Source organism: Thioalkalivibrio sp. ARh3 (assembly GCF_000377265.1).
Classification (GTDB): Bacteria; Pseudomonadota; Gammaproteobacteria; order Ectothiorhodospirales; family Ectothiorhodospiraceae; genus Thioalkalivibrio; species Thioalkalivibrio thiocyanoxidans.
In genome coordinates, this window is record NZ_KB897947.1 from 550452 (window position 1) to 566667 (window position 16216).

Sequence of the window (16216 nt, forward strand, 5' to 3'; positions counted from 1 at the left end):
TAGACCACCCCCCGCGGTATCGATGGCGCCGCGCATCCAGATCATGGCTGCTTCCTTGCCTGTGCATCTCGCGGGCAAGAATGCCCCGCCACGAGTAGGTACCCCGATGATCTAGGCTCCCAGGGAAAGGGCAGCGTGGATGCGCGGTGGATGGCGGCCGCGCGAACGGGTCGGGGGTGGGAGGGCAGCGCAGGTGGACGATTGCAGCATCGGCGAAAAGGTCGCGTTCCTGCGTCGGCCGGAGGCGTATCCGGCGGAGCGGCCGGCGCGGGTGGAGGTGATCGAGACGCACATGTCGTGGGTGTTCCTGACCGGGCGGCATGTGTACAAGCTGAAGAAGCCGGTGCGCTATGCGTTTCTGGATTTCAGCACGCTGGCGGCGCGCGGGCGCGACTGCACGGCGGAGGTGCGGCTGAACCGGCGGCTGGCGCCGGATACCTATCTGGGGGCGATCCCGCTGAACAGGGATGCGGCCGGGCGCCTGAACCTGGACGGCGATGGCGACACCGTGGACTGGCTGGTACAGATGCGACGGCTTCCGGCGGAGCGCATGCTGGACCAGGTAATCCGGGAGGGGCGGCTGCAGGAGGTGGATCTGGAGCGGCTGGGGGCGCGTCTGGCGGCGTTCTATGCGGGCTGCGAGCCGGTGGCGCTGACAGCGGAGGGTTATCGCCACCGGCTGCTGGAGACGGTGCGAGGCACCCTGGAGGCGCTGCTGGAGTCGGTGCCCGAGCAGGACCGCGCGCGCATCGAGCGCATCCTGCAGGCGCAGACGGCCTTGCTCAAGGAAGCCCCGGCGCTGTTCGACGCGCGCGTGGCACAGGGGCGCATCGTGGAGGGGCACGGCGATCTGCGTCCGGAGCATGTGTGCCTGACACCGGAGCCGGTGGTGTTCGACTGTCTGGAGTTCAACCGCGAGCTGCGCACGCTGGATGCGGCGGACGAGCTGGCGTTCCTGGCGATGGAGTGCGAGCGGCTGGGAGCGCCGGAGGTGGGGCGGGTGTTGTTCCGGGTGTACGGCGAGCACAGCGGTGACTGGCCGGAGGCGCGGCTGCTGGCGTTCTACAAGTGCGGACAGGCCTGTGTGCGGGCCAAGCTCGCGCTGTGGCACATCTTCGAGCTGCCGCGGCGCGAGTGGGAGCCATGGCGGGCGAAGGCCGCGGAGTACCTGGCGTTGGCGGACGGCTATATCGGCAGCGGGCAAGTGCCGCGGTTTAGTCCTCCTGCAGGTCCGTGAGCGACCCGCCTGCGTGCAGGCGGGTGATGGCCTGGGCGAACAGGGGCGCGGCGGAGACGATCTCCAGACGCTGGCCCAGCGCCTCGTGGTCGATCTTCGGCGGGAGGATGGTGTCGGTGACCAGCACCCGCTCGAAGGCGTCGCTGGCGAGGTTGTCCTGCGCGCCGCGGGTGAATGCGCCATGCGCGGCCACCGCGAGCACGCGTCGGGCACCGGTCTCGCGGCAGGTGCGTGCGGCGTGCAGCAGGGTGCTGCCGGTGGCGATCAGGTCGTCCACCAGCACCACAGTGGCATCGCTCACGTCGCCGATCAGGCGGCCGAGGGTGAGCTTGCCGCCGGCGCGGGCCTTTTCGAAGAAGGCATCGCCCACCTCCCGACCGAGCTGATTGGCGAGGCGTTCGCGAAAACGCACCGCGCGCTTCACCCCGCCCACATCGGGCGAGCAGACGACCACGCGGGTCTCCGGCTGCAGCTCGGGCGCGAGGTGCAGCGCAAACAGGCTGCGCATCTCCAGGTGCTCGCGCGGGCAGCGAAAGGCGTTGTCGTAGGCGGCCGGGTTGTGCACCTCCAGTGCCATTACGCGGTCGGCGCCCATGGCCTCGATCAGCTGCGCGAGGTAGCGCATGGTGACCGGATCGCGCGGCTGGGTGCGGCGGTCCTTGCGTGCATAGCCGAGGTAGGGGAGCACCGCGGTGACGCGGCGAGCGCCGGAGTCGCGCACACAGGCGAGGAAGAACAGCAGCCGGCACAGGCGATCGTTGACGCTGCGCTCGGGGTCGGAGTGCAGCGCGTGCAGTACGTACACATCCCGCTCGCGCACGCTCTCCAGCGGCCGCGCCTTGTGCTCGCCGTCCTCGAAGCCGCGTTCCTCGTGCTCCGCTAGTGGAAGGACCATGTGTTCGGCCACACGGCCACCGAATTCGCGCGATCCCTCCAGCGCGAACAGCATCGGATCGGATACGTTGCCGGGCATGTTCACGCCCTCCGTAAAGGTTTGCGGGGCTCTGATCGGAGTGTAGATCGCGGCGTCCCGCGCCGCCCCGGTGCGCATGTGCTTCACTCAAGGGACGGGAGGTGCAGCGGCATGAACGAGACCCACACCGTCCGGCTGATCCTGGCCGGGGACGTGATGACCGGGCGCGGCATCGACCAGATCCAGCCGACGCCCTCCGACCCCGAGCTCTACGAAGGCTACGTGCGCGATGCGCGCGACTACGTGGCGCTGGCCGAGCGCGCCAACGGCCCGGTGCCCCGCGCTGTGGAACCGGGCTACATCTGGGGTGATGCCCTGCCTTTGCTGCAGGGCCCCGAGGCCGATCTGCGGATCATCAACCTGGAGACAGCGGTCACCACGTGCGACGAGCCGTGGCCCGACAAGGCCGTGCACTACCGCATGCACCCGGCCAATATCGATTGCCTGCAGGTGGCCGCGCCGGACTGCTGCGTGCTGGCCAACAACCATGTGCTGGACTGGGGCCGCCCCGGGCTGGAGGAGACCCTGGGCACCCTGCAGGAGGCCGGGTTGTGCGCTGTCGGGGCCGGGCACGATACCGACGGTGCGCAGGCGCCGGCGGTGCTCGCCTGTCCGCAGGGTGGACGGGTGCTGGTGTTCGCGGCCGGTCATCGCAGCAGCGGGGTGCCGGGGGACTGGGTAGCGGGTGCGGGGCGCTGCGGTGTGCACTACCTGCCCGACCTGTCGGATGCGACCATCGACCGCCTCGGCAAGCAGATCGCCGCGGTGCGCCAGCCGGGCGACCAGGTGGTGCTGTCGATCCACTGGGGCAGCAACTGGGGCTATCCGATCTCGCAGGAGCAGACCGCGTTTGCGCGCGGGGTCATCGACCGTGCCGGGGTCGATCTGGTGCATGGACACTCGTCGCACCACCCGCGGGCGCTGGAAGTCCATCGCGGGCGGCTGATCCTGTACGGCTGCGGTGACCTGCTGAACGACTACGAGGGCATTGGCGGCCACGAGGCCTACCGCGGTGACCTGTCGCTTCTCTACATCGCCACGCTACAGGACGGGCGGCTCGCCGGCTTGCAGATGGTGCCGCTGCAGATCCGCCACCTGCGCCTGAACCATGCCGCGACTGACGACGCCCGCTGGCTGGCGGCCACCATGGACCGCGAGGCACGCCGCTTCGGCGGACGGGTATCCCTTGCCGAGGACAGCCGGTTGCATCTTGTCGTCAGTTAGTCGCGTGGAATTCGCGGTACTCGTCGAGGAAGGCGAGGCGGGTGGTGTCGGTGACGCGGTCGATGTAGAGCATACCGTCGAGATGATCGATCTCGTGCTGGAACACGGTGGCGAGAAAGCCTTCGGCTTCCAGGTGGCGGGGCGTTCCATCCGGCTCGCGGTAGTCGACGGCAATATGGCGCGGCCGGGCGACTTCGCCGCGCAGGCCGGGGACCGACAGGCAGCCTTCCCAGTAGCACTGGGGCGTTGAGTCCAGCACGGTCACGGTCGGGTTGACGAGGACGAGGCGGCCGGTGGGTACGGCACCGGGGTAGCGGGTGTTGCCCGGCTGGATCTCGATCACGGCCACGCGTTGCGCCACGCCGATTTGCGCGGCGGCCAGGCCAAGCCCTTCGTTGGCATGCATGGTGTCGACCAGGTCGTCCACCAGGGCGTACAGCTCGGGGCTGTCAAAGTGCGAGTCGGGTACCGGGTCGCAGACGCGACGCAGGTCGGGGTGCCCCATGCGCAAAATACGGCGAACGCTCATGGAAGGATGATGCCACGATGCCGTATCTTCCGCCCTCGCGTCGGGATGCCAAAGTTGACATACCATATTTGGCATACATACTCTATTTGCTATGTGGGATGTCTTTGAACACAAGAGGGTAGAAAAGAACCTGGCGGCCGCGCCTGCTGAAGTTCAGAAGCGGTACGAGAAGTGGAAGGACATCGTCACCATCTCCGGTCCGCAGGGGTTGCGGCATATTCGGGGCTTCAACGACGAAGCCTTGTCCGGTAAGTGGAAAGGCTTCCGATCGTCGCGACTGAATATCCAGTACCGCGTTATTTACCGGGTGGAGAAGGACAAGGTGCTCGTAGAAGTCGAGAAGATAACTCCCCACGATTACGGGAGGGCGTGACATGAGTGATTATCGCAAGGCTAAGAAGAGGGTTGAGGTTTCGGTTGGCGAATCGGTCCGGATCCTGCGTGAGCTTCAGGAAATGAGCCAGAACGATCTGGCGAATGCCTCCGGGATCCCCCAGTCGACCATTTCGGCCATTGAGAATGACCGCGTACGACTCGGTGTTGATCGTGCCAAGGTCCTGGCAAGGGCATTGCGCTGCCACCCCGCCGTACTCGTATTCCCGGGCTGGGATGTCGAGCATGAGTCGGCCGCATAGCCATTAAGCCATTCGGGGACACTCAAAGTCGGATCAGGTACCAGGCCGAAGGCACGACGCACGTCGGGGGTCCACGCGCAGGATACGGCGAACGCTCATGGGAAGGATGGTGCCACAGGAGAGATAATGGTGGCCGGGGACGGAATCGAACCGCCGACACGGGGATTTTCAATCCCCTGCTCTACCGACTGAGCTACCCGGCCATTTTTCGGAGGGATTCGCCCTTTGGGCGAAGGGCGGTATTAAAGCGGTCCGGGGCGTCCACGTCAAGCAAACGCGGCCGAACCGCCCGGAATCAGGACTGGTTCGGGTCGACGAAGCCTTCTGGCTTTTCCGAGCCATCTCCGAACAGGAATTTTTCCATTTCCTCTTCGAGGAACTTGCGCGCCTTGGGATCGACCGGGGTGAGGCGGTATTCGTTGATCAGCATGGTCTGGTGCGCCAGCCAGGCATTCCAGGCTTCTTTGGAGACGTTCAGGTAGATCTTCTTGCCCATCTCGCCCGGGTAGGGCGGGTAGTCGAGGCCTTCGGCCTCCTGGCCGAGCTTCACGCAGTTAACGGTTCGTGCCATTGCCGGAATCCTTGTGGTCGTGCAGATAACGCTGGATGGGGGCCGGGATGCCGACCGCCCGTGATGTGCCGGGTTTATACCAAATCGACCTGTCGCCTTCCATGATCCCACACGCGTTCGGCGGGAGACGGTAGCAGTGGATGCGCAGATCGAGGTGGTAGTGGCTGAAGGTGTGGCGCAGCCCGTTGGTGTCGTGGGCCTCGGCTTGCGGCCACTGGCTGCGCACCCACTGGTCCAGTTCGGGTGCATCCGCGGCCTCCGGGAGGCTGTACAGCCCGCCCCAGATGCCCTGTGCCTCGCGTTGCACGAGCAGGCTGCCCTGGGCGGTTTGCAGGTGGGCGGCGTGGCGGATGCGCGTGGGGAGGTCCTTGCGCGGGCGCGGCGCGGGCAGCTCCCCGGTCCGGTCTTGCGCCAGTGCCTGGCAGTCGCCGGCCACGGGGCATTGCGGGCAGTCGGGGCGGGTACGCGTACACAGCAGGGCGCCCAGGTCCATGATGGCCTGGGTGTAGTCCGCGCAGCGGGTAGTTGGGGTGCGGGCTTCGGCCTCGGCCCACAGCTCGCGCTGCACGGCCGGGCTGCCGGGCCAGCCATCGATGGCCGCGTGGCGGGCGAGCACGCGCTTGGCATTGCCGTCCAGGATGGGCTCGGGGCGGTCATGGGCCTGGGCGATGATCGCGGCCGCCGTGGAGCGGCCGATGCCGGGGAGCTGTTCCAGGGCCTCGCGCATATCCGGGAAGCCCCCGCCATGCTCGCTCACGATGTACCGGGCTGCGCGATGCAGGTTGCGGGCGCGGGCGTAGTAGCCCAGGCCCGACCACAGATGCAGGACCGCGTCCTGCTCGGCGGCCGCGAGTGATTCGACGTCGGGGAAGTGCTCGATGAAGCGCTGGAAGTACGGGATCACCGTCTCCACGCGTGTTTGCTGCAGCATGATTTCGGAGACCCAGACGCGATAGGGCGTGCGCGGGTGCTGCCAGGGGAGGTCGCTGCGCCCGTGCCGGTCGAACCAGCCGAGCAGGCGTTCGGCGAAGGGTGTCATCGCGCTCAGTGTTTCCCTCAGGTAGAAACGAAGCGGCCGACCCCGAGGGCCGGCCGCTTGAGTGCCAGGGCTGCCGGCACGATTACCGCAGGCGCTCGCGCAGGCCGCGCTCCAGCTCGCGGCGCAGGTCGCGTTCGCCGGACTCTTCGGTCTCGTCGTCGGCGTCGTCGCTGCGGCCACCGTCGAGGCGCTGCATCAGGCTGTCGCGCAGGCGATCGCCTTCTTCCCGGAGACGTTCGCGTGCGTCGTCCTCGAAGCGCTCGCGCAGGATGTCTTCCAGGTCGAGCCGGAAGCTCGGGTCGCCGAAGGTGCCCGTGATGCGGATCGGCAGGCGGATGCCGCGCAGGTCGTCCAGCGGCCGCCCGCCCTGGCCTTCAATGGTGTCGACCAGGGTGGTGTTCAACAGGTAGTCGAGGGTGTCGTCCGTCAGATCGGCCTGGCCCTCGCCGCGGATGCGCAGGAGCGGGGAATTGGCCTCGAGATCGTCGTTGTGCACGACGCCATCACGAATGTCGAAGGTGGCGGTGAGGTCGCTGAAGTCGGTCTGGTTGGGTTCGTCTTCTTCCAGACGCTCGCCGCGCAGCCGCGCCTCTGCGCGGCGGATTACCTGGGCGACATTGATGCCACGCACCGCGCCATCGGAGAACGCCATGGAGCCGGAGCCGTTCAGGGCACTACGCAAGGCATTGACGGTGTTGCCGCGGGTGGCGATATCCAGTTCCAGATCCCCGATGCCCATCAGACGCGCTTCGTCCCCCTGCATGTCCTCCAGCAGTGCACCGATGTCCAATTCGCCCAGGTCCGCCGCAAGTTCGTAGCGCGGCGTATCCTCGCGCACGTCGACGCGCAGGCGGCTGGTCAGCTGGCCCTCGTAGGCTTGTGCCTCCAGTGGGTCGATGCGCCAGTCGCCTTCGTTGGCGCGGATCTCGAGCTGGATGTTGCGCATCACCATGCCCAGGGCGTTCAGACGTTCCAGCGCCATTTCGCCGCGGACATCGATGCCGCGCAGCAGCTCGACCGGCAGTTCGATGGCGATGTCGTCATCGTCATCGTCGTCGCGCTCGCCATTGGCGGGGGCGCCTTCGGTGCGCGCCCGTTCGACTTCGGGGGGTAGGTATCGGTCAAGGTTGAACTCGTTTCCGCTCAGGTTGAAGTCGAACAGCGGGCGTTCGCCACTGGTATCCAGGCGGGCATCGCCGACCAGCCGTGTGTCATCGATGGTTACCAGGAACGGACTCAGCTCCAGAGACGTCAGGCTGCCGTTGGCCGACAGGTCCAGCGCCACGCGTTTCAAGGCATCCGGATCACTCGTTTTCGGCGGTTCGAGACCGAGGTCTTCCATGAGGGACGGCAGCGAAAACGTGTTGCTGCGAAGTTCGCTGCGAACGGCCAGGTCTTCGGCTGCATCCAGGCCAGTCAGTTCGGCGAAGCCCGTTAGCCGCATGTCGCCCAGGCCCACCGTCACACGCTCGAAGCGCATGCTCGCCTGATCGGCCACTTCGAGCGCGACGTCGGTTTCCAGCGAGACCCCGATGGGGCGTGGCAAGCCGGCTCCCTCCACACCGAAGGTCGCGTTCAGGCGGCGAATCGAATAGCGGTTGCTCAGAAGGTCCACGTTCAGCAGGCCTTCCAGGTCCATCGCGAACTCCACCGGCTCCGGTAGGTCACCGCCCTCGGCGTTGACGACGGCCTCCATTTCCAGAGGGGTTTCCACGCCGGGGCGGAAGCGACCGACCTCCAGGCGGAACGGATCCAGCGTGGCCTGGAGCCCGGTCATGCGGTCGTCCCAGTTGACCCGTGTGTTGGTCAGGGTCACGCCGGCGATGCCGATGCGCTCCATCGCAAGGCGGGACTCGGTGGCGGTGCGTTCCTCGCCGTTGTTGGCTCCGACGGCCTCGTCGCGGGCCTCCTCGGCGCGCTCGGTGAGGTCGTCCCAGTTGGTGCGCCCGTCTTCGTCGCGCGCCAGGTTCAGGCGTACGCCGTCACCCTCGATGTGCCGCACGTCCAGTTCGCGGCGCAGCAGCGGCATCACCGCCACGGAGACATCGACGACATCCAGCTCGGCGAACGGGTCGTCGCCAAAGCCCTCGGCATTGCCGAAGCGAACCTCTTCCAGACGCAGGCCGAGGTTGGGGAAGAAGGTCAGGCCGATCGGGCCTTCCAGGGTCAGTTCGCGGCCGGTAGCGTCGCGGACTTCGGCCTCGATGCGCTCCTTGTAGTCGTTGGCGTCGAAGGTCGCGACCAGATAGATCGCGACAATCACGACCAGCAGCAACAGGATCGCGATCAGGGCCAGCAGGCGCTTGATCCATTTCATTGGGGGTCTCCTTGCGTCGTGTCCGCCCGCCAGGTGCCGCTGCGGCCGCCGCGCTTCTCCAGCAGGCGCACGCCATCGATCACCATGCCGCGGTCCACGGCCTTGCACATGTCATACACCGTCAGCAGTGCGGTGGAGACCGCGGTCAGGGCCTCCATCTCCACGCCGGTCTTGGCGTGGACCTCGCAGGTCGCCTGCACGCGGACGGCGGTAGTCTCGATATCCAGTTCCAGGGCCACCCGCGTCAGGCCGATCGGATGGCACAGCGGGATCAGGTCGCCGGTACGTTTGGCACCCATGATACCCGCGACGCGGGCGATGCCCAGAACATCCCCCTTGGCATGGCGGCCTTCGCGGATACGCTGGAGGGTTTCCGGCTGCATGTGTATGCGGCCCTCGGCGATCGCTACCCGGTGGGTGACCGACTTGCCGCCGACGTCGACCATGTGCGCATGGCCTTCCGCATCGAAGTGAGTGAAGTCGTTCATCGTAGCTATAATGCTTGACTTGAACCCGTGATGACAGGGGCCCGCATGACCGTAACTGTTCACTACTTTGCACGCCTGCGCGAGGAACTGGGTCGCGCCGACGAAACAGCCGAGCTGCCCACCGAATCGATCTCGGTGGGGGATCTCTGGCGGCACCTGCATGGCGACGCCCCGCCGGAACGCCTGATGGTGGCGGTCAACCAGGAACAGGCTGCACTGGATACGGTTGTGCGCGATGGTGACGAGGTCGCCTATTTCCCGCCGGTGACCGGGGGCTGAGGTGGCCGTCGAGCTCTACAGCGAAGACTTCGACCCCTGGGCGCTGGTGGCGCGTGCAGAGCGAGACATCCCGGCCGAGGCGCGCGGGGCGGCCAGCGTGTTTGTCGGGCGCATGCGCGACTTCAACGAAGACGACACTGTGACTGGGCTGTTCCTGGAGCACTATCCCGGCATGACCGAGCGCGAGCTGGAGCGCATCGTTGCCGAGGCCGAGACGCGCTGGCCGCTGCTGGGCTGCCTCGTTGCGCATCGCGTAGGGGACGTGCGGCCCGGCGATGCCCTAGTGCTGGTGGCCACCTGGTCCGCGCACCGGATCGCCGCGCGCGATGCCTGCTCCGACATCCTGGAGCGCCTCAAGCACGAGGCCCCGTTCTGGAAGCGCGAACGCCTCGCCGACGGCAGCGACCGCTGGGTCGAGAAAAACACCCCCGGCTTCTGATCCTTTCCTCCCCCCCCAGGCGCTGTCTGCCAGGCCCGGTCATCCCGGCCGCAGCGAAGCGGAGAGCCGGGATCTCCTGCGCAATGCTGACAACAGGCCCCGAGATCCCGGATCACCGCCGCGCGGTTTCGGGGATGACGACATAGGGGCTGCGCGGTGGAAGAACCCTTGTGGGAGCCTGCTTGCAGGCGAAGCCCCTGCCAAAGCCGGAAGGGGAGACAGGTCGGTATTAGCGCAGCGTCAGGTAGAGCGTCTGATTGCCGCGGCGCAGTTGCAGCTCCAGTGCCTGGTGCGGCGATAGCTGGCGCGGCAGATCGGCCAGGTGCTCGACGCGCTGGCGGTTGATCGCCAGCAGCACGTCGCCGGGGCGGAGCCCGGCCTGGGCGCCCGGGGTGCCCGCTTCCACGTCGATGATCACTACACGGCTGCGGCTGGTGCCGGGTGGCGTGTGTTCCGCCAGACGCACGCCCTCCAGCCGTGGGTGAATCGCCGCACCCTCGGCCTGCCGGGTCTCCGGACGTTCCAGGCGCGCGGTCAGGGTGCGCTCGCGGCCGTCGCGCAGGATATCCAGTTCCACCTCGCTTCCCACCCGCAGCAGGCCCAGGCGATTGCGCAGATCGGCTGCATTGCGCACCGCCTGTCCGTCGGCTTTCAGCACGACGTCGCCGGCCTCGATCCCGGCGCGGCTCGCGGCGGAGTCCGGCTGCACGTCGGTAATGACCGCGCCCTGGGTGACGTCGAGATCGAAGGCCTGCGCCAGCGCCGGCGTCAGGTCCTGGATACCGACGCCCAGTGCGCCGCGCTCGACGCGGCCCTCGGCCACCAGCAGGTCCTGGATCTGGCGCGCCATGTTGGTCGGGATCGCGAAGCCGATGCCGATGTTGCCGCCGCCGCGCGCCAGGATGGCGGTGTTGATGCCGACCAGTTCCCCGCGCAGGTTCACCAGCGCGCCGCCCGAGTTGCCCGGGTTGATGGAGGCATCGGTCTGGATGAAGTCCTCGAACCCGGAGCCGCCCAGGCCGCTGCGCCCCAGCGCGGAGACGATGCCGCTGGTGACCGTCTGGCCGAGGCCGAACGGGTTGCCGATCGCGACGACGAAGTCGCCGACGCGCAGGGCATCGGAATCCGCCAGCGGGATCGCGCGCAGGTTTTCGGCGTCGATGCGGATCACGGCCACGTCGGTCGCCGGGTCGGTACCGACGACCTCCGCCTCGTACTGGCGGCCGTCGTACAGGGTGACGAGGATCTCGTCCGCGCGCGCGATCACATGGCTGTTGGTCAGGATGGTGCCGTCGTCCGCATCCACGATCACGCCCGAGCCGAGCCCCTGACGCTCGCGTTCGCGCTGGCGCTCGGGCATGTCGAAGAAACGGCGGAAGAACGGGTCGTCGAACAGCGGGCTGACGGATTCCACCACGCGGGCGCGGGTAGCGATATTGACGACCCCGGGGATGGTGCGTTCCAGCATCGGGGCCAGCGAGGGCAGGGGCTGGCCGTCGACCTCGGCGGGGAGTTGCGCCAGCGCCGGGCCGGCCCAGGCCAGGGTCGACAGCAGAATCAGGAAAGAGACCAGCCGAAGCATGCGCGCTCCTTGTACTAGGGAAACACTGACCAATGTACGCACTCGCGCTCGAGTCGCTTTTGCGTGCGAACAAGGCGCGGTGACTGCCGTGCAGTCATTCTGCACAAGGGAGCCGCAACGCCGAGCGCGCGCCCGTTGTTATAAAAAACGGGCGGCCGAGCCCCTGCATTAAATGGCTTGTGGGGTTGGTACCCCAGGTTCCCCGATCCTGCGTTGCGGCCCTTGCCGGTAGAGCCACTACCGGCTGCGCACCGCGCCTTGTCTCGGAAAACCTGGGGTACCAACGCGAGCGTGTACATTGATCAGTGTTTCCCTGGGTTCTTACGGCGTCAGCCCCGCGCGCGGCGCAAACGAGGACTGTTCCGCCATCTTGCGGTACCAGTCGCCGGCTTCGTCCTCGGGCGGGGCCTGGATCATCAGCTTCAGATACAGGTCGCCGGGCGGCTTGCCCGGCAGGCCCTTGCCCTTCAGGCGCATCTGTTTGCCGGACTGCGAACCCGGTGGGATCTTCAGATTGACCCAGCCGTGCGGGGTGGGCACCTCGATGGTGGCACCCAGTGCGGCCTCCCAGGGGGTGATCGGGATATCGCGGTAGAGGTCGCGGCCGTCGACACGGTAGCGGCTGTCGGGCTTGATGCGGATCTCCAGCAGCAGGTCGCCGGCGCCGCCGGTCCCCACACCCGGGTCGCCCTGGCCGCGCACGCGCAGGCGCGAGCCGTCCTTGGCGCCGGCCGGGATGCGCACGCGCTGCACGCGCCCGTCGGCGTCGTTCACGGAGATCTCGGTGCCTTTCAGCGCCTGATCGAGGGTGATCTCGACTCGGCCTTCGCGGTCGGCACCGCGCATGTTGAAGCCGCCCGTGCCGCGGCGACGGCCCGCGCCGCCCATCCCGGCACCGCCGAAGATGGACTCGAAGAAGTCCGAGAAGCCGCCGAAATCGGCCCCGCCTCCCGCACCGGCCCCACGGTGCTGGGTCCAGCCGTCCCATCCGGGCGGTGGACGAAAGTCCTGCCCCTGGCGCCAGTTGGAACCGAGCTGATCGTAGGCCTTGCGCTTTTCCGGGTCGCCGAGGGCCTCGTAGGCCTCGTTGACCTCCTTGATGCGCGTCTCGGCGTCCGGGTCCTTGCTGACGTCCGGATGGTACTTGCGTGCCAGCTTGCGGTACGCCTTCTTGATGGCGTCCTGGCTGGCGTCGCGGCTGACGCCGAGGATCTTGTAGTAGTCCTTGTATTCCATTGCACTCCCAGAGTTGCCTCTGTCCGAACCCCGGGGAACACCCGGATCCCTCCGTGGGTTATCGGCCCGTGGCCGACCCTTCCCATCATAGCCGGGATCCGGCTGTCACCCGTGCATCGGTCTTGTGAATCGCCTCGCATGCATCCTTTGGTGACTTCCAAAAAACGGGGCGCCGCCCGCTCGCGCCGGCAGCGCCCGAATCGTCCGCAGCCACAGCGGTCGCGGACGGGTTTGGTGCCGGATCAGCTGGCGATCTCGATCCGCCGCGGCTGCACGCGTGCCTGTTTCGGGATGCGAACCTCCAGCACCCCGTTCTCGGAGCGTGCGGAGATGTTTTCGGCATCGGCGGTATCCGGCAGCGAGAAGCGGCGGAAGAAGGTGCCGCGCACCCGCTCGATCCGCTTGTAGCCGTTTTGTTCCTCTTCGCTTTCGTGCCTGCGCTCGCCACGCAGGGTCAGCACGCCGTTCTCCATGTTGAGTTCGATGTCCTTCGGGTCCACGCCGGGGATGTCGGCGTGCAGTACGTAGGCATCGTTCTCTTCGCGGATATCCACGGCCGGCGCCCAGTCCGAAGTCGCGGCGGAGTCCTCCGTGCCGGACAGCTCCGGCATGCGGCCGAGTTCGCGCGACAGCTGACCCAGCAGGCTCCACGGTTCGTAACGCATCATTGTCATGGCCTTGCCCTCCTCTTGCGGGTGTCAACTCTGGCTCATGCATGGAGATAGGGGTCCCAGAGGGAATTTCAAGGGGGCTGGGGGCGTTTCGGCGGACGTTTATGAGTGCTCCAGCCGACGGAAGTCCAGCAGGCGATGCTGGTTATCGGTGACCAGCTCGAACACGCCATAGACGCCGCGCTGGTCCAGGTGCTGGCGCAGCAGCCGGGCGGGAAACTGCACGCTGATCCCGCCCTCCGACTCGGCGTAGACGACCGCCGCGCGCCCGGTGTAGTAGTCCTCCATCTCGTGGCGCGAGATGGCCAGGCGTACGCGGTAGCGATGCATCGACCCGGTCTATTCCAGGTTCTGGACCTGCTCGCGCATCTGCTCGACCAGGACCTTCATCTCGACCGTGGCGCGGGTGATCTCCAGATCATGCGACTTGGAGGCGAGGGTGTTGGTCTCGCGGTTGAACTCCTGCATCAGGAAATCCAGGCGCCGGCCACTGGGGCCACTGTTGCCCAGGATTTCGCGCACCGCCTTTACGTGGCCGTCGATGCGGTCCAGCTCCTCGGCGATATCGAGGCGCTGTGCCAGCAGCGCGACCTCCTGTTCCAGTCGCTTCGGGTCCAGGCTCAGGTCCAGCTCGTTGATGCGGGCCAGGGTGCGGTCGCGCTGCTCGGCCAGCATCGGGTCTCTACGCTGCCGAATGAACGCAACCTGTTCGGCCACGGCCTCAAGGCGGTCGCGCAGGCCACTGACCAGTTCCTGGCCTTCGGCTTCGCGCATCGCGACCAGGGCGTCGATCGCGGTGTCGAGTCCAGCAAGAATGGGGGTGGCAAGGTCGTCGGCGTCGACCTTGGTCGCCTCCAGCACACCGGGCCAGGCCAGGATGTCCAGCGGCGATACGCTGGCATCGTGTTTCATCATGTCGGCGATGGACTCGGTCGCCTCGATCAGCGACTGCACGCGTTCTGCGTCGTACGCCTCAGGCGAGCCCCGCGACTGGCCGCGATCGCGCAGCGCCACATCGACCTTGCCGCGAGCGAGCCGCTTCTTGAGGCGGTTGCGCACCTCGGGCTCCAGCGCCCTCAGGGCCTCCGGCAGGTGGATGCGCAACTCGAGATAACGGTGGTTGACGCTCTTCAGCTCCCAGTCGTAAACCCCCTGGTCCAGCGTCATTGGCTGCCGGGCAAAGCCGGTCATGCTCGCGATCATAAAGTCCCCTGTTGATAGCCCTGCGCGTGGTAACAACCCCGTGCGCGTGTGACTCGCCGGAGGCCTCGGCCACTGCGTGCCCCCGTTGGCTCGCGGGAGCGCTCATGTGAGAGCCTCCCTGTCTCCCGTATACTGCGCGCCTCTCCAATCTACCAAGGATCAAGCATGCGACCCAGTGGCCGACAAGCCGACGAGATGCGCCCGGTGCGTTTTACCCGCCATTTCACCCGGCACGCGGAGGGTTCCGTGCTGGTGGAGTTCGGCGACACCCGGGTGCTGTGCAACGCGACCATCGAGTCGCGCGTGCCGCCGTGGCTGAAGAACAAGGGCCGCGGCTGGGTGACGGCGGAGTACAGCATGCTGCCCCGCTCGACGCATGACCGCATGGCGCGCGAGGCCGCTCGCGGCAAGCTGGGTGGTCGCACCATGGAGATCCAGCGCCTGATCGGTCGCTCCCTGCGCGCCGTGGTGGACCTCGAGGCGCTCGGCGAGCGCCAGATCATCATCGACTGCGACGTGATCCAGGCCGACGGCGGGACGCGTACGGCCTCGATCAGCGGTGCCTATGTCGCCCTGCGCGACGCGATCCGCAAGGCGCGCGAACAGGGCATGATCCGCAAGGATCCGCTGCACGGGCATCTGGCGGCGATCTCGGTGGGCATCTTCAACGGCACGCCGGTACTCGACCTGGATTACGACGAGGATTCCCAGGCCGAGACCGACCTGAACCTGGTGATGAACGAGGCCGGCGGCGTGATCGAGATTCAGGGGACGGCCGAGGGTCATGCCTTCCGGCGTGACGAGCTGAACCAGATGCTGGATCTTGGCGAGAAGGGCATCCAGCAGATCGTCGAGGCCCAGCGGGCGGCGCTGGCCAAGGGAGACACTGATTGATGGACACGTTCGCGTTGGCGCCCCATGTTTCCCGAGACCAGGCGCGGCGCGCAGTCGGTAGTGGTGCTACCGGCAAGCGGCGCAACGCAGGATCGGGGAACATGGGGTGCCAACCCCACAAATTCTTGACGGACGGGGCTCGGCCGATTTTGCCCGCTGACTGCGTTGCGGCTCGCTTATGTAGCTCGGCTACACGTCGCTCACCACGCCTTGTCAGCACGCAAAATCGACTCGAGCGCGAACGTGTCCATCAGTCAGTGTCTCCCTGGGGCTGAGCCATGGACCCGTCCCGTCGCGTCGTCCTCGCCACCGGCAACCCCGGCAAGCTGCGCGAGATCCGGGCCCTGCTGGGGCCTCTCGGGCTGGCAATCGAGCCGCAGTCGGAGCATGCGGTGCCCGAGGCCGACGAGACCGGGCTGACCTTTGTCGAAAACGCGATCCTCAAGGCGCGCAACGCCGCGCAGCATACCGGCCTGCCCGCGATCGCCGATGACTCCGGCCTGGAGGTCGATGCCCTGCGCGGCCGGCCGGGTATCTACTCCGCCCGTTATGCAGGGCCGGACGCGGACGACGCGGCGAACAACGCCAGGCTGCTGGAGGCGCTGGCGGGCGTCCCCGAGGCGCAGCGAACCGCACGTTTTCGCGCGGTGGTCGTGTTTCTGGAGCATGCCGAGGACCCCTCGCCGCTGATCGCCGAAGGGGTCTGGGCGGGGCGTATCGTCGAGCAGCCCAGCGGTGCTGGCGGCTTTGGCTACGACCCGCTGTTCTTCGTGCCGGAGGAGGGCTGCACCTCGGCCGAACTGCCCCCGGAGACGAAGAATCGCCTGAGCCATCGCGGCCAGGCGCTGGCCAAACTGGTGGCACAACTGCGGGAACGTGCCGATCACTGAGCCGGCGCC

19 protein-coding genes and 1 tRNA gene are annotated in these 16216 nt (G+C 67.2%); 8 read left to right on the forward strand and 12 right to left on the reverse strand.

Annotation, left to right across the window (positions count from 1 at the left end; genetic code table 11):
* Positions 1–193: 193 nt before the first annotated feature.
* Positions 194–1237, forward strand: coding sequence for a hypothetical protein (locus C995_RS0102500; RefSeq protein ID WP_018863435.1), 1044 nt, complete (start codon positions 194–196; stop codon positions 1235–1237).
* Here C995_RS0102500 and C995_RS0102505 read toward each other — a convergent pair.
* Positions 1215–2288 (reverse strand): ribose-phosphate pyrophosphokinase, encoded by a 1074-nt coding sequence (locus C995_RS0102505; protein WP_018863436.1) that lies wholly within the window; start codon positions 2286–2288, stop codon positions 1215–1217. The two genes, C995_RS0102500 and C995_RS0102505, sit on opposite strands and share 23 nt — an antisense overlap.
* Before the next feature lie 33 nt (positions 2289–2321).
* Between C995_RS0102505 and C995_RS0102510 the strand changes: the two genes are divergently transcribed.
* The gene (locus C995_RS0102510) at positions 2322–3434 is read left to right on the forward strand and encodes a CapA family protein (RefSeq protein ID WP_018863437.1); all 1113 of its coding nucleotides are present in this window, start codon (positions 2322–2324) and stop codon (positions 3432–3434) included.
* On the opposite strand, the gene def is transcribed toward C995_RS0102510, so the two are convergent.
* Positions 3427–3963 carry a peptide deformylase gene (gene def, locus C995_RS0102515; RefSeq protein WP_026278899.1) on the reverse strand — a complete coding sequence of 179 codons (537 nt, stop codon included), beginning with the start codon at positions 3961–3963 and terminating at the stop codon, positions 3427–3429. The two genes, C995_RS0102510 and def, sit on opposite strands and share 8 nt — an antisense overlap.
* Positions 3964–4054: 91 nt before the next feature.
* Here def and C995_RS0102520 point away from each other — a divergent pair, with 91 nt between their 5' ends.
* Together C995_RS0102520 and C995_RS0102525 are read left to right on the forward strand one after the other, a co-directional pair.
* On the forward strand, positions 4055–4336 hold the full coding sequence (locus C995_RS0102520; RefSeq protein WP_018863439.1) for a type II toxin-antitoxin system mRNA interferase toxin, RelE/StbE family: 282 nt from the start codon (positions 4055–4057) through the stop codon (positions 4334–4336).
* 1 nt (position 4337) lies between these two features.
* Positions 4338–4598, forward strand: coding sequence for a helix-turn-helix domain-containing protein (locus C995_RS0102525; RefSeq protein ID WP_018863440.1), 261 nt, complete (start codon positions 4338–4340; stop codon positions 4596–4598).
* A gap of 127 nt (positions 4599–4725) precedes the next feature.
* On the opposite strand, the gene C995_RS0102530 is transcribed toward C995_RS0102525, so the two are convergent.
* The 5 genes from C995_RS0102530 to moaC form a co-directional block, all read right to left on the reverse strand.
* A tRNA-Phe gene (locus tag C995_RS0102530) sits at positions 4726–4801 on the reverse strand.
* A 92-nt stretch (positions 4802–4893) separates the two neighbouring features.
* Positions 4894–5169, reverse strand: coding sequence for an oxidative damage protection protein (locus C995_RS0102535; RefSeq protein ID WP_038070483.1), 276 nt, complete (start codon positions 5167–5169; stop codon positions 4894–4896).
* Positions 5153–6208: an A/G-specific adenine glycosylase gene (mutY, locus tag C995_RS0102540; RefSeq protein ID WP_018863442.1), complete on the reverse strand. Its 1056-nt coding sequence runs from the start codon at positions 6206–6208 to the stop codon at positions 5153–5155. Before mutY ends, C995_RS0102535 begins: the two co-directional genes overlap by 17 nt.
* A gap of 82 nt (positions 6209–6290) precedes the next feature.
* The gene (locus tag C995_RS0102545; protein WP_018863443.1) at positions 6291–8525 is read right to left on the reverse strand and encodes an AsmA family protein; all 2235 of its coding nucleotides are present in this window, start codon (positions 8523–8525) and stop codon (positions 6291–6293) included.
* The gene (moaC, locus tag C995_RS0102550; RefSeq protein WP_018863444.1) at positions 8522–9013 is read right to left on the reverse strand and encodes a cyclic pyranopterin monophosphate synthase MoaC; all 492 of its coding nucleotides are present in this window, start codon (positions 9011–9013) and stop codon (positions 8522–8524) included. Before moaC ends, C995_RS0102545 begins: the two co-directional genes overlap by 4 nt.
* A 45-nt stretch (positions 9014–9058) precedes the next feature.
* Between moaC and moaD the strand changes: the two genes are divergently transcribed.
* Both moaD and C995_RS0102560 read left to right on the forward strand, forming a co-directional pair.
* The gene (gene moaD, locus C995_RS0102555) at positions 9059–9292 is read left to right on the forward strand and encodes a molybdopterin converting factor subunit 1 (protein ID WP_018863445.1); all 234 of its coding nucleotides are present in this window, start codon (positions 9059–9061) and stop codon (positions 9290–9292) included.
* 1 nt (position 9293) lies between these two features.
* Entirely contained in the window at positions 9294–9731 is a 438-nt protein-coding gene (locus C995_RS0102560) for a molybdenum cofactor biosynthesis protein MoaE (protein ID WP_018863446.1), read from the forward strand.
* 229 nt (positions 9732–9960) lie between these two features.
* On the opposite strand, the gene C995_RS0102565 is transcribed toward C995_RS0102560, so the two are convergent.
* The 5 genes from C995_RS0102565 to C995_RS0102585 form a co-directional block, all read right to left on the reverse strand.
* Complete coding sequence (locus tag C995_RS0102565; RefSeq protein WP_018863447.1) at positions 9961–11313, reverse strand: DegQ family serine endoprotease; 1353 nt, start codon at positions 11311–11313, stop codon at positions 9961–9963.
* Positions 11314–11634: 321 nt separating this feature from the next.
* Positions 11635–12549 (reverse strand): DnaJ C-terminal domain-containing protein, encoded by a 915-nt coding sequence (locus C995_RS0102570; RefSeq protein WP_018863448.1) that lies wholly within the window; start codon positions 12547–12549, stop codon positions 11635–11637.
* A gap of 242 nt (positions 12550–12791) precedes the next feature.
* The gene (locus tag C995_RS0102575; RefSeq protein WP_026278900.1) at positions 12792–13223 is read right to left on the reverse strand and encodes an Hsp20/alpha crystallin family protein; all 432 of its coding nucleotides are present in this window, start codon (positions 13221–13223) and stop codon (positions 12792–12794) included.
* A gap of 99 nt (positions 13224–13322) precedes the next feature.
* Entirely contained in the window at positions 13323–13550 is a 228-nt protein-coding gene (locus tag C995_RS0102580) for a DUF2835 family protein (protein WP_018863450.1), read from the reverse strand.
* Between the two features lie 9 nt (positions 13551–13559).
* Positions 13560–14423 carry a YicC/YloC family endoribonuclease gene (locus tag C995_RS0102585; RefSeq protein ID WP_018863451.1) on the reverse strand — a complete coding sequence of 288 codons (864 nt, stop codon included), beginning with the start codon at positions 14421–14423 and terminating at the stop codon, positions 13560–13562.
* Positions 14424–14588: 165 nt separating this feature from the next.
* Here C995_RS0102585 and rph point away from each other — a divergent pair, with 165 nt between their 5' ends.
* Complete coding sequence (gene rph / locus C995_RS0102590) at positions 14589–15317, forward strand: ribonuclease PH (RefSeq protein WP_026278901.1); 729 nt, start codon at positions 14589–14591, stop codon at positions 15315–15317.
* A gap of 278 nt (positions 15318–15595) precedes the next feature.
* Entirely contained in the window at positions 15596–16207 is a 612-nt protein-coding gene (gene rdgB / locus C995_RS0102595) for an RdgB/HAM1 family non-canonical purine NTP pyrophosphatase (RefSeq protein ID WP_018863453.1), read from the forward strand.
* Positions 16208–16216 lie beyond the last annotated feature (9 nt).

Excerpts from the sequence above, each read along its gene's own strand:
- rdgB (WP_018863453.1), top strand. The coding sequence starts at position 15,596 with ATGGACCCGTCCCGTCGCGTCGTCCTCGCCACCGGCAACCCCGGCAAG.
- C995_RS0102570 (WP_018863448.1), bottom strand. The coding sequence starts at position 12,549 with ATGGAATACAAGGACTACTACAAGATCCTCGGCGTCAGCCGCGACGCC.
- moaD (WP_018863445.1), top strand. The coding sequence starts at position 9,059 with ATGACCGTAACTGTTCACTACTTTGCACGCCTGCGCGAGGAACTGGGT.
- C995_RS0102545 (WP_018863443.1), bottom strand. The coding sequence starts at position 8,525 with ATGAAATGGATCAAGCGCCTGCTGGCCCTGATCGCGATCCTGTTGCTG.
- C995_RS0102525 (WP_018863440.1), top strand. The coding sequence starts at position 4,338 with ATGAGTGATTATCGCAAGGCTAAGAAGAGGGTTGAGGTTTCGGTTGGC.
- C995_RS0102575 (WP_026278900.1), bottom strand. The coding sequence starts at position 13,223 with ATGACAATGATGCGTTACGAACCGTGGAGCCTGCTGGGTCAGCTGTCG.
- C995_RS0102535 (WP_038070483.1), bottom strand. The coding sequence starts at position 5,169 with ATGGCACGAACCGTTAACTGCGTGAAGCTCGGCCAGGAGGCCGAAGGC.
- def (WP_026278899.1), bottom strand. The coding sequence starts at position 3,963 with ATGAGCGTTCGCCGTATTTTGCGCATGGGGCACCCCGACCTGCGTCGC.
- moaC (WP_018863444.1), bottom strand. The coding sequence starts at position 9,013 with ATGAACGACTTCACTCACTTCGATGCGGAAGGCCATGCGCACATGGTC.
- C995_RS0102510 (WP_018863437.1), top strand. The coding sequence starts at position 2,322 with ATGAACGAGACCCACACCGTCCGGCTGATCCTGGCCGGGGACGTGATG.
- C995_RS0102580 (WP_018863450.1), bottom strand. The coding sequence starts at position 13,550 with ATGCATCGCTACCGCGTACGCCTGGCCATCTCGCGCCACGAGATGGAG.
- rph (WP_026278901.1), top strand. The coding sequence starts at position 14,589 with ATGCGACCCAGTGGCCGACAAGCCGACGAGATGCGCCCGGTGCGTTTT.
- C995_RS0102520 (WP_018863439.1), top strand. The coding sequence starts at position 4,055 with ATGTGGGATGTCTTTGAACACAAGAGGGTAGAAAAGAACCTGGCGGCC.
- C995_RS0102505 (WP_018863436.1), bottom strand. The coding sequence starts at position 2,288 with ATGCGCACCGGGGCGGCGCGGGACGCCGCGATCTACACTCCGATCAGA.
- C995_RS0102565 (WP_018863447.1), bottom strand. The coding sequence starts at position 11,313 with ATGCTTCGGCTGGTCTCTTTCCTGATTCTGCTGTCGACCCTGGCCTGG.
- mutY (WP_018863442.1), bottom strand. The coding sequence starts at position 6,208 with ATGACACCCTTCGCCGAACGCCTGCTCGGCTGGTTCGACCGGCACGGG.
- C995_RS0102585 (WP_018863451.1), bottom strand. The coding sequence starts at position 14,423 with ATGATCGCGAGCATGACCGGCTTTGCCCGGCAGCCAATGACGCTGGAC.